Origin of the sequence: Aquimarina sediminis (genome assembly GCF_002895435.1) — a bacterium.
Lineage (GTDB): Bacteria > Bacteroidota > Bacteroidia > Flavobacteriales > Flavobacteriaceae > Aquimarina > Aquimarina sediminis.
Genome location: NZ_POYJ01000002.1, coordinates 842,237 through 854,510, shown reverse-complemented (window position 1 = coordinate 854,510; position 12,274 = coordinate 842,237). Strand labels below are relative to the sequence as shown.

The window sequence follows — 12,274 nt, the reverse complement described above, 5'->3', positions numbered from 1 at the left end:
TGATCATATTAAAGATTCTATTGTTCTTTTTGCCACTGCTGGTGCCAACCGATACCCAGAACCACTGGATCCACCTACCAGCATATGCGTATTGTTATTGATGGCAAGAAAAGATTCTGGACTTCTTGATGTCGAATACGTATCACAAAACACACGCCCTGGAGCCAAATAGGGAACTAAGTCAGGAGCATATTTGGACAAAATACTACGTGCATTTTTGGTTTCATCAGGGTTGATTTTCAGCTCTTCTTCGGGAATGCAATCCCATTGATAACTGGTTATACTCAATAGCCATTTTTTTTCTTCTTTCATTGGCATTAAAAAAGCATCGTCATCAAGTAAATACAGAACACTATCTTTATCATCCGGAGGTAAAAGAACATAAAAACAGACGATCTTTTTGATACGCCATTCTGTTCTAAAATATTTTATCCATGTCTTTTCTAGCGCCCAGGGTCCTACGGCCGTGATTACAAATCTTGAGTAAAAAACCCGCTTATCCTCTACTATTACTTTATTTATATTGGTGTTAGAATCATAAACAACATCAATTACTTTAGCTTGTTCAATTACTCTAGTATTTGCGGCAATCTGTTTTGCCTTATAAATGAGTTTGGGGATAGATGTTTTTGCATTGGCACGATAACATTCTGTAAGCTTAACTAGTCGTTGTTCTTTTTTGAGAACAAAGTTTTTCCCAGATATCTGTAAAGAGGTATTTTTTGCTTGTGTCCCTGCTGCATTCTTCCTTAAATTATTTTGATCAAAACCAGATGAATTTCCAATTGCATATGCTCGTACTTTTATTGATGGAAAATCGGATATTTCTGATTTAATTTCTTCAAAATATCTTCGCGATTCATCTGAAATTTCTTTTGTTACCTCTGTACGATTATTTGGAAAGTCCAAATCGGCACTATACCTAGAAGCTCCGCTTCCTAAAATAGATTTGTCTAGAATAGAAATTTCCCAATCAGGGTAAGATTTAGCGGCAAAATAAGCACACCATGCTCCAATGTAGCCCCCTCCAATAATTATAAGATTTTGCATATTATTATTGATCATTTAGCATTCCACCATGTTGAAAAAACTAACAGATTCTCTATTCCTATATTATGAATTGAATGAGATTGATAGGAATCAAAAAACAGCACATCTCCTTGTGAGACTATTCCTTCATTAACTCCATTACGAATTAGCTCTCCTTTTCCTCTGGCAATAAACCAACACTCTCTAACCTCGTGAGTATCAATAGGGCTGGATTTATCTGGATAAACTTCCCATCTAGAAACTTTAAAAGGTGCTTTATTATGTTCTTCGAGATTCATAAGTAATTCTTCTACAACCATAACATCTTTATTTTCTGTAGGAGGTAGAAAGCTTAATTTTGCTGTACTCATATTTTACTTAGTTTTAAGGTAGAATCAGTGATTGTTTTTGGGAGACAGGGTGATAACTCACTGTATTTCAAAAATTCGAAAAAATGCTCTTGTCTAAACTTTTTATTAATAGTTCTTTTTTCTAAAAACTGATCAAATACAGGTTTATCTTTATGTCCGCATTCCTTCCATATCGCAATGCTCATCTCAGGCATTACAGGATAATAGAACATCGAGATTGCTTTTAATGACCAATATGGATATTGCTTCCATTCTTCTTGTAAGGTTCCAAACCAAGATTGCATAAACTGTGATGCTTCTGTCAATTTCTGATTAGGTGGCATCAAGAATGATTTTTGTTTATCCAATGCATTCATTAACGCTTCTATCAATTCTCTTGGAATATCTTTTATAGAGTATTCAGAGAATAAAGGTTGACGTAGAATCTGGATATATGCATCTACTTCTTTTAACAAAAAGTTATTGTTAAACCTAATAAACTCTCTAACATCAAAATTTGTTTCGCACTGTTCTGGATGGTTTTTAATCAAGTAAAATCTAACCGCATCACTTGTTGCCTTGGTCTTTTTTATTATATCTCCTGCCCAAATAACATGCAGTCTACTTGTAGAAAACTTGCGTCCTTCTAATCTATAGAAATGATTGGTAAGCAAGTAATCAAAAGGTTTAAATTTGTCTGATTCTATCATTGATCCCAAGACTCCAACAAACCAAGGTACAGTACTATCAATACCAAAGCTTGCCATTGTAATCACATCAGAATCTTTATCAAATGGATTTTTATCAAGTTTTTGGTTTTTGGCATATATATGACCACATACTCTAGAAAGTGAAAACAATCCTGTATATGGGAAAATTACATGGTAATTGCTTCCTTCAAGTTTCTCTTCTCCCCATTGCACTCCCCAATTACCTGGGTTTGTCAATCTTATCTCTCCGTTATAAGTTTTGAGGTACTTATTCACTATCTCGACAAATTCTTTGCGGGATCCCATATGCGCCATGTGATCTAATAGCTCTTTGCGACGTTTAACTCTCAAAAAAAGTGTATTAACTTCACAGTCTTCAATATCATTTTCTCCTAGAGTTGATTTTACATTTAGTATATCTTCTGGATTATATTGCATACCACAAGCCTCACATAAATAACTCCCTGTAGGATTTTTGCAATAAAGGCAATCTCCTTGAATCCAAGCACCTGCAATGTATCGATCTGTCCTCTTACTATAAAAAACCTTTTCTTTACGATTATGCGTAGCTCCTTGTTCACAAAGCTCTTTTATCGTATTTCTATATGTATTGTCTACTTGTGTTTTATAAGCTTCGTCAAAGGGGTTTATATACTCACAGTCGATCATTAAAGCTTTCAAATCTTCTTTCATAAGATTATGAAAATGATTACTTACCTCATATGGGGATCTATTAAGCTGGTGGGATTTGAGTAATACGTATGACTCATAAATATCTGAGGCGGACATCACTTTTGCGATTGCTCCTCTACATTGTAATAATCGGGCAAGAATATCCATTTTTAAAAAAGGTCCTCCAATATGCCCTAGGTGAAGCCTTCCATTTGGAGTAGGCATCGCCGGAATTAATAAATATTTCTTAGTTTTTTTCATCTGTTTGTATTATATATTTTAGAAGTCAGATGGAATCGCATAGAATCATTTCGGTGAGTATTGAAATACTTAGTTATGCTTATTACATACTATTGAAAGTGTTTTGAGACTGGAGCTTCTTTACTTCTTAATGACTTGTTTTGAGCAGAACTAAAAGATATACTTACCATTTGGGGTAAAACAACGCTATAATTATCTCATTAAAGAAGAGGATAAATGTTTTCAAAGAAAAATCACGGAGTTTCAATTTTTCTTTGAGTCATTATTTTAGGTAATTCTTTTTTGTTTTTCCAATCAAAAACAGAGCTTTCACCATCCAGGCGATACTGTTCTTTTTCTAATATCGAGTTAATAATTTTGGCTGCTCTCCATGCATTAAGGCTTAAATTTGGATTTGGAACTCCCCATATTTTTCTTGCTCCGTTTTGAACATAAATTTTGTTTTTATCGGGACCATACCAAGGAAGCGAAAAATCATCATTTGTTTCTAGAAGTTGCTCATCATTCTTATATCTTCCTTTTATAGATTCCATAAAATCAGGTAACTTCTCTTTATAACCTGTTGCCAGAATTACAATATCTGCATCAATAACATTCTTTTCTAAATTTAACAATTGATTGAGTACTATCTTATAGCGATTACCTTCTTTAAAGATATCATTAAGCTCACATGATGGATGGAAATAACATAGTTTGTTTTTATCACTAACAACTTCAATTTCGTATAATTTTTGATAAATATCCAACAACAAGCTTTCGCTAATACCATCTGAGGTGAGTTTTTGATCCTTGATCAATCTTCTTTTGTTTTCTTTATGTAGTTTAAAAAAATATTCGCTATACGATGGTGTATATAACTCATTTGTAAATGGAGAATCATCCATTGGAAGAAAGTTATATCTTTTTGACACCCAATCAATTCGTCGAGGTACATTCTTATCGGGCAAGTTAATAAGGTGGTTTACGATCTCGGCTCCGCTTTGTCCTCCTCCTATTATTACTACTTTTTTATTTTCATATGATATATTTCTCTTTAAAAATTCTGAGCTATGAAATACATTATCACCAAAATAAACCGCTTCGAACTTGGGCACAGAAGGTACAAGACCAGTTCCAATAACCAAGTTCTTAGAATAATATGAGTTATTGGTTGTACCAATGATAAAATGACCATTAACAAATTTTACACTAATAACTTTATCATTAAAAACTAGATTATTCATCTTACGAATTGCCCACTTGTAATATTGATCAAATTCTTTTCTTTTAATTTCTTGGATTCCCGCAATTGAAAACCTGTAAATTCTTTTATTTTCTGACAAAAAATTAAGAAATGAAAAAGGGTTTGTAGGATCTACCAGAGTGACTAAGTCTTTAAGAAAAGACACCTGAAGGGTAGTGCCATTCAATAACATTCCTTCATGCCATATAAATGATGCTTTCATGTCAAGAAATAATGATTTAATCTCCTTTACAGGAGTTAAAAGCGCAGACAAACTTAAATTAGCAGGACCAATTCCTACACCTATTAAGTCATAAAAAGGAGTTTTCATATTCTTATTACTTTATTATTTGTTTCTCTAATTCTTACTTAAAGCCCCTTACAAGATCGAAAACATTAAAGGCAATGAAACCAAAATCTTCGGTTTCAAAAAACTCATCTGTTTCTCAAAAAGTATTTTGTGTTTTAGGTTATAAATGAAAGGTTTATCCCTTTGTTTTTTTGTTTATATAAGTTAAGTAAGTTCTTTGTTTAGCCTCTCAGGGTATTCAGTGAATATCCCATCAACTTTTTTTTTCTTCAATTTATTTAATTCTTGTCTTGATTTGATGGTGGATATTTGTTTTCCCTTTTTTAACCAAATCCATAGCTCCAACCACACCCAAAGTTCTTTATTTCTTTTACTTACATGATTACTTACCCTAGACGTTAAAAGTTTCATGATTCCGAACTTAACAGGTACTATCAAAATGTCTGATCGAACAGGAAAAAACCTATCTAAGAACAGAAAACTACTATATACCATCTTTGCTGTCTCCATGGTAGCAGCACCATATTTCCAGTTAGGTCTTTTTTTCTTAAACCTTAACAGAACATTATCATAGTGACTAACCACCACAATATTACTTTGCATATTTCTCTGTTCGATGATACTTACAATTTCATCTATCGCTTCCCTTTTTTTGGTATGTATATCAAGTAGTAATTTGGCATTTGGAAAAAAGTCACATACTTCTTTCAGAGTTGGGATTTTTACAGCGTTCTTTCTATATGGATATTCATTTTTTAACTTAAAATTATAACCACAGTTTAATTGTTTTATCTCACTTAAGTTCAGGTCAGCTATACAATGCTTAACTCCTGTTTTTGTTTTTGTATCCGTATCATGAAACAAAACTACCTCTCCATCTCTACTCATTTGTAAATCCATTTCTATTCTCCAATCCGGATTTACATTTTGGCAATGCTGTATTGCTTCAATAGTATTTTCTGGTTTTTCTCCTCCTCCACAACTATAGCAAATCACTTCCATAAAGTTTATTTTATAACAAAAAATTAAAAGTCATATCTACTTCTAAGGAGTACTAATACTTATCCTATATTAGTTTTGCTTTACTTTTAGGATATGATACATTCTATTTTGCCGGGTATTATTTTCTGGGGAGGGGGTAGGATTGTACAAATTCTAATAAATGATTATACTTACATTCTAGTATGGAGTTGCTTTTGTATAGTATTCAAGTTACTTTGTTTAACATTAAATACTATGCTATAGAAAATATATAAGTATTAACTTTCTTACTGTTTTTTCGTTTAAGGCATGGCTATGCTTCTCTCAGTCACATGAGATATCTTTTACAAAACATATTTAAGGGAGGGGAAAACCCTAATTTGAATAAATTATTTCTTTGAGGGTAGACTTTTTCGAAATAATTATGATTTTATTAGTACAAGTATAACAATTTTTTTTTAGAAAAACTGAATTTCTTTGTTTTCTATTTCAAAAATATCAAAAATATAACATCAGATAATGAGGCATTTACGGCTAAATCTTTTTAAAATACGGATGTCATCAATGATAATTATCTATTTACTGATCATTAATCCTTGATAATTATTTAACACGTTTTTTTTGAGCCTACATCTTTAAATTACCGAACATAACAATAGATAATATTGTATAGCTCGTAAACTAAAAAAGTCTGATAAGCTAATAGCTTACCAGACTCAAGAAAAATAGAGAATAAGGGCAAACCTTTTATAAAATCAAATCACATTATGTATTATCCCTTAGTTTTTCTATTCTTATAATACTAGGTTAGCCATATCATAACTAACCTTCTTCACTCTGAACATTAGGATTGTGTATTATTCTATGAACAATTTTTCTTAATTTAACATCAAGTTCTTTTACAAAACCACTGACCGTGGAAGGATAATATCGATATTCTTCTCCATTAATCCTTAATGTAGTAACCGACCAATCCAAAACCCTTTTAAAGTTTGGGTTCTTGTGTTCGCCTCTTTTTAGCATCGCTTTTAATTCTTTGAGCTCTTGATCTTCCAGTTTACTTTGTAGATCTCCTTTGACAATAACATGATCAATTCCAAAATATGAAATTGAACCATCCTTATATATTCTTAAATCATAAACCGAACATTTGCCTCGACAAGGTCCCTTGGAGTAAAACACCAGAGGTTCGGTTTTTGTAGTAATCTCGGAAGTACCTTTGGTGGATTGGCATGAAAAATTTATCATTACCAATAGTATTATCATATATTTCATCTACTTATATTTATTATTTTATAAACATGAGTGGTCTGATTTATCAAGCCACTCGTCTGGCTTTCTTTTTAGTGCTTACGGAGGCTACAATGTGATTTCTTTTTATTACCAAAAGTATTCGCATTTTTCCATGATCCTGGAGCCGGCAAGAAGCTTCTGCTACTTTTTGCAATATTCCCTCTGATATAATCTCGCAGCTTTACCATTTCACTATCATTATACATGATCTGGATCTTTTTTTCTGCGCCACTATCTCCATTTACACCAGATGCCCGTGTAACAAACGTAGCAAAGACTTCTGCTATGTCTTCTCCTGGATTAGTAGATGCATATTGGGTAACAAAACGCTCTTTATAACTATTATAGAATTTTTGCCTTCCTTTTTCGTCTTTTATTTCTTCAAATTCTGGCCAAACATCTGCCCAATGATTTTGATATATGTTATTGATATTAGAACTCTCTCTAGAGCACCCTTCTCCAGTAAAATAGGTTTTGCAATCAGCTGGTTCTACAGAAGAATCAACCTGTACTTTATCCAGAGTAATAATATGCCCAAACTCATGTACAATAGTATATGCCAGTTCTCCATCTACATTAAACCCTCCATAATAGGCATAATCAATTGCTATCCCCATTTGCCATTGCGAAAGATCTTTTGTTCGTTCTACAACATATCCTGCAACACCACTTTCCTGGGCAGAATAGATTACAAACTCATTCATTTTTAATCTATACACCAACGGAACAATCTTTTTTACCAATTCCCATATCTCTTCGTGTTTTTTAGTGTCTTTTTGAAATTCCAACGCTCTTCCTGTTACATCATAATCTTTTTCTTTTATTATTTTCTCGCCATCAACTTTATAAAGGGTTATCATTTTTAATTCTTCGTCCTCATTCCCACTATCATTATCACCACTAGTATCCCCTCCGGTATCTCCTCCTGTGCTGCCATCGGCATCATTATCAGCATTTACATCAGTATTTTCCTGAGGCGCTACAGCATCATCATCTTTACTACAGGATTGTATAGAAATTGTAATAACACTTAAGAAAATGATGATTATGTAATTCCATCTTTTTAGGCTCTTCATATTTTATCAGTTTTAAAAAAAATTAAACGTCCTTTCTTACACAACAACAAACTGGTAATGCACCCTATTTTTTTATTCACTTTTTTCAATCTCATCAAAATTCTTCAAGTATTATAATTAAGAAAATAGGGTAAATGCAACTTGTGGTGTTGTTATAATAGATAGGAATAGCACAACTACAGATCATAGGAAAAAAAGAATGCCTGATAAGTAATGATAGTAATACTCAACCACGGCATAGAAAGAAAAAATAACATCTTTCTATACTTTTTCTTTAAATATCTTAGTTTTGAAAAAGCTAAGTATTTCTAAGATGCCTGAAAAACAAAAGTCTGTATGTGATGAAAAAACTTTTAAGATGATTTTTGATAATCATTCTGAGGTGATTCTAAATTTTATTTATTATAAATGCGGAGACATGACACAAGCAGAAGATATAACACAAGATGCGTTTGTAAAGCTTTGGAAAAATTGTAAAAAAGTGCTTTTTGAAAAAGCTAAATCTTTTTTGATGAAAGTAGCTCAAAATGCTTTTTTTAATGAAGCAAAACACAAAAAAGTAATCTTAAAATACAATCAACAGAGTTTTTCTTCTATACAGTACGACTATAGTCCAGAGTTTTTAATGGAAGAAAAAGAGTTTATGATACGATTGCAACGTAGTATTTCTGAACTTCCTCCAAAACAACGAGAAGTATTTTTATTAAGCAGAAAAGACAAAAAGACATATAAAGAGATTGCAGAGATTATTGGCTTAACGCAAAAAGCAGTAGAACGAAGAATGCATTTGGCATTAGTAGAGTTAAGAGAAAAATTAGGTCAAGTCGTCTAACCAAGTATTAAGATGGAAAAACCAGATAACACAGATGATTTTTTAGCCAAATGGGCTAGCGGTGAATTATCCGAAAAAGAAATCAATGCTTTTAAGAAGTCTAAGGATTATACTTTGTATGAAACCATTCTGGAAGGAACAAAATTATTGGATGTACCTACAGTAGATAGAGAACAACTTTTTGACCGTATAAAAGAAGATGTTTCAAAAGAAAAGAAAGTAATACCGCTTATTCCCCGATGGGCATATGCTGCTGTGGCAAGTATAGCGTTAATACTGGGATATACTTTCTTTTTTAATCAAAATATCACTCACCAATCAGGTTTTGGAGAGCAGTTAGCTGTTACGCTACCCGATGGCTCTGAAGCTATTCTAAATGCCAAATCCAAGCTTTATTATAAAAAAGGAAACTGGGAACAAACAGAAAGGACTGTCTTTTTAGAAGGGGAAGCTTTTTTTAAAGTTAAAAAAGGAAATACATTTACTGTGAAATCAGATAAAAATTCGGTTTCTGTATTAGGCACTCAATTTAATGTTAATGCTAGCGCTGGTTTTTTTGAGGTGATCTGTTATGAAGGTAAGGTTAAGGTAGAAAACAGTACTTCTTCACGAATTATTACCCGAGGGCAAGCAGTAAGAAGTATCAAATCATCATTTGAAGAATGGAAACTAAATGATTCCGTTCCCTCATGGACTATAGGAGAGAGTAGTTTTACTAATACTCCATTACAACAAGTAATCTCTGCTTTGGAAAAACAATACAAAATCACTATCAAATCTCGAAATATTGACCTTGCCCAACGATATACAGGAGGGTTTGCACACAATAATTTGCAAAATGCCTTACAGACTATTTTTGACGCCATGAATATTAAGTTTATTTTTACAAACAATGATACTATAGAATTGTCTGAAGAATAAATGAAACACCTATTCTTATTGTTTGTTTTTCTTTTTTCACTACACATTCATGCACAAGAAAAAAAGAAAGACGTATCCTATACTGATCTCTCATTAGATGACTTTCTAACCGAGGTAGAAGCTCTTTTTGATGTAAAATTCTCGTATAATACCTCTTCCTTTTCTGATATAGTGATCTCCATAGAACAGAACTCTGTCTCTCTAAAAGAAATTATAGCAATAATATCTAAGCAACACCCTATACTTTTTAATCAAATTGATCATCGCTATTACGTTGTAAAACTTAATCCACTAATTACCTTTTGCGGGTATTTAACCAATGAAAAAAACACCCCTATAGAAGGTGCCACTATACTGAACGAAGCACAAAACACTGGAGTTGTATCTGATAAAAAAGGTTTTTTTACATTAAAAAACAACCAACCTTCAGACACGCTCTCTATATCTTATCTGGGCTATAAAACCCTCATGTTTCGCGCAAAAGACATAGCTCCTAAAGAATGTAACACCTATGCATTATCCCCTGAAGGATTTATGCTACACGAAGTGATCATCAAAGAATATCTAACCTCTGGGATTGTAAAAACCCGAGATGGCTCTATAAAAATCCAACCGAATAACCTAAATATAATTTCGGGTTTATCAGAGCCAGATATCTTGCAAAACATACAGCTATTGCCCGGTATAGAAAGTCCTCTTGAGACTGCTTCTGGAATATATATACGAGGAGGGACTCCTGATCAAAATCTAATTTTATGGGACGGTATTAAAATGTATAATTCGGATCACTTCTTTGGGCTTATTTCTGCTTTCAATCCTTACATTACCCAAGATATTACTATTTACAAGAGTGGCACCCGACCTATATATGGAGATCGTGTTTCGGGAGTTATTGACATCAAAACAGATCAGAAAATTCCTGACAAAACTCATGGTGGCTTAGGAATTAATATGACTCATGCAGATGGATACCTAAAACTACCTCTATCAAAAAAACTTGCTGTTTTGTTATCTACAAGAAGGTCTATAACAGATATTATCGAAACCCCAACAATCAATACCTATTCTGATCGTGCTTTCCAGAACACCAGTATTACGGATAACAGATCTACTTTTGACCCCCAGTTTTCTGAAAGCAAAGAACTATTCTATTTTGCCGATGCCTCCTTAAAATTAATCGCCAACATCTCTGAAAAGGATAATATTTCTATCTCTAATCTTTTTACTCAAAACAAGCTCGATTACTCTTACGAGGATATTGAATTTGATGATACATCCAGTGATGAGTTGGCAATCAAAAATTTTGGAACAAATATCTCCTGGAAAAGCAAGTGGAATCCTCAATTCTCTACAGAAACCCAAGCATCATACTCTGAATATACTCTAGATTATAACGGAAGAAATCTCTTTATCAATCAAGATCAAACCATAGTAAAGGAAAACACTATCGAAGAGTATGGTCTGTTATTTCATTCTGACTGGGCTATCAATTCTCTTTTTACATTCTCTAACGGATACCAGTTATATAATAATAAAGTCGACTTTTTTATACGAGAAAATGATTTTGTTGTCCAAAATGATCAGGATAATGCTACTCATAGTTTTTATTCTCAATTGCAATACAGTGCCCCCAAAACATGGCTTATCAGCATAGGAGCAAGAGGTAGTTGTTACTCTGGATTACAATCTACATTTATTGAGCCTCGATTTTATGTAGAACGAAAACTAGGAAAACGCTTTAGGGTCAAAGGATCTGCAGAGGTCAAAAATCAATCTATCAGTCAGGTTATAGAATTTGCCACCTTTAACTTTGGTCTCGAAAATCAAATATGGACCATAGCACAAGAGGGAGAAGTACCCCTATTAAGAAGTCATCAATATACATTGGGAGGTTTATTTCATAAAAATAACTGGAATATTGAGCTAGACACTTATTATAAGCATTTAAAAGGATTGACTTCATTAACCAGAGGATTCGAGTCTGCGTTGGGTCTGCTATCTGAAGGAGAAAGTGTATCCAAAGGAATCGACCTTTTAATCAAAAAGAAATCAGGAAAATATTCTACATGGTTAGGGTATTCTTTTTCTGATACCGAATTTGTATTTGACACACTTAATCAAGGTAAATCCTTTAAAGGGAATAATAACATTGCTCATTCTCTTTCCTGGTCACATGCCTATCAATGGAAAAAATTTCAATTTTCTCTTGGATGGAAATACCGTACAGGAACTCCATACACTCCTGCATTAGGCTTTACTGTAGAAAACAATCAGGCATTTATTCAATATGATATAGTAAACTCTAAGAATCTTCCTGACTACCACAGACTAGATTTTTCTGTAGTGTACGATTTTAACTGGTCTGCAAAAAATGACAAATTTAAAAGCCGTATGGGCTTCTCATTATTGAATCTATACGCACAAAAAAATATCCTAAACCGAAGTTACCCCCTCTATCAGCTAACCGATGCTGATAATAATATCTCCTACGAATTAAGAGAAGTTAACAAATCATCTCTGGGGATCACTCCTAATCTTACTTTTAGACTTAGTTTTTAAGTAACTTAATTGTTTTCTTATAAAACGATGAGATATCTACCCTCTACCTAAAATTGTA

At 32.9% G+C, this 12,274-nt stretch carries 10 protein-coding genes; 3 read left to right on the top strand and 7 right to left on the bottom strand.

Going from position 1 to position 12,274, the window contains the following annotated elements:
* Nucleotides 1–3: 3 nt before the first annotated feature.
* From C1X07_RS08075 to C1X07_RS08045, 7 genes are all read right to left on the bottom strand, one after another.
* The gene (locus tag C1X07_RS08075; protein WP_164914119.1) at nt 4–1,050 is read right to left on the bottom strand and encodes an FAD-dependent oxidoreductase; all 1,047 of its coding nucleotides are present in this window, start codon (nt 1,048–1,050) and stop codon (nt 4–6) included.
* Nucleotides 1,051–1,061: 11 nt separating this feature from the next.
* Nucleotides 1,062–1,400 carry a cupin domain-containing protein gene (locus C1X07_RS08070; protein ID WP_103069465.1) on the bottom strand — a complete coding sequence of 113 codons (339 nt, stop codon included), beginning with the start codon at nt 1,398–1,400 and terminating at the stop codon, nt 1,062–1,064.
* Nucleotides 1,397–3,022, bottom strand: a complete 1,626-nt coding sequence (locus tag C1X07_RS08065; RefSeq protein ID WP_103069464.1) for a class I tRNA ligase family protein — start codon at nt 3,020–3,022, stop codon at nt 1,397–1,399. The genes C1X07_RS08070 and C1X07_RS08065 overlap by 4 nt, the downstream gene beginning before the upstream one ends.
* A 233-nt stretch (nt 3,023–3,255) precedes the next feature.
* The gene (locus tag C1X07_RS08060; protein ID WP_103069463.1) at nt 3,256–4,575 is read right to left on the bottom strand and encodes a lysine N(6)-hydroxylase/L-ornithine N(5)-oxygenase family protein; all 1,320 of its coding nucleotides are present in this window, start codon (nt 4,573–4,575) and stop codon (nt 3,256–3,258) included.
* A gap of 183 nt (nt 4,576–4,758) precedes the next feature.
* Nucleotides 4,759–5,556: a glycerophosphodiester phosphodiesterase family protein gene (locus tag C1X07_RS08055; RefSeq protein WP_103069462.1), complete on the bottom strand. Its 798-nt coding sequence runs from the start codon at nt 5,554–5,556 to the stop codon at nt 4,759–4,761.
* An 801-nt stretch (nt 5,557–6,357) separates the two neighbouring features.
* Nucleotides 6,358–6,783 (bottom strand): DUF6438 domain-containing protein, encoded by a 426-nt coding sequence (locus C1X07_RS08050; protein WP_128755220.1) that lies wholly within the window; start codon nt 6,781–6,783, stop codon nt 6,358–6,360.
* Nucleotides 6,784–6,878: 95 nt separating this feature from the next.
* A complete protein-coding gene (locus tag C1X07_RS08045; RefSeq protein WP_103069460.1) occupies nt 6,879–7,904 on the bottom strand; it encodes a zinc-binding metallopeptidase in 1,026 nt (341 codons plus the stop codon).
* Nucleotides 7,905–8,193: 289 nt separating this feature from the next.
* Here C1X07_RS08045 and C1X07_RS08040 point away from each other — a divergent pair, with 289 nt between their 5' ends.
* Genes C1X07_RS08040 through C1X07_RS08030 form a run of 3 tightly spaced genes read left to right on the top strand, consistent with a single transcriptional unit; the run spans nt 8,194 to nt 12,216 of the window.
* Nucleotides 8,194–8,736, top strand: coding sequence for an RNA polymerase sigma factor (locus tag C1X07_RS08040; RefSeq protein ID WP_317046076.1), 543 nt, complete (start codon nt 8,194–8,196; stop codon nt 8,734–8,736).
* 12 nt (nt 8,737–8,748) lie between these two features.
* The gene (locus C1X07_RS08035) at nt 8,749–9,657 is read left to right on the top strand and encodes a FecR family protein (RefSeq protein WP_103069458.1); all 909 of its coding nucleotides are present in this window, start codon (nt 8,749–8,751) and stop codon (nt 9,655–9,657) included.
* Nucleotides 9,658–12,216 (top strand): TonB-dependent receptor plug domain-containing protein, encoded by a 2,559-nt coding sequence (locus tag C1X07_RS08030; protein ID WP_103069457.1) that lies wholly within the window; start codon nt 9,658–9,660, stop codon nt 12,214–12,216.
* The last annotated feature ends 58 nt before the right edge of the window (nt 12,217–12,274 follow it).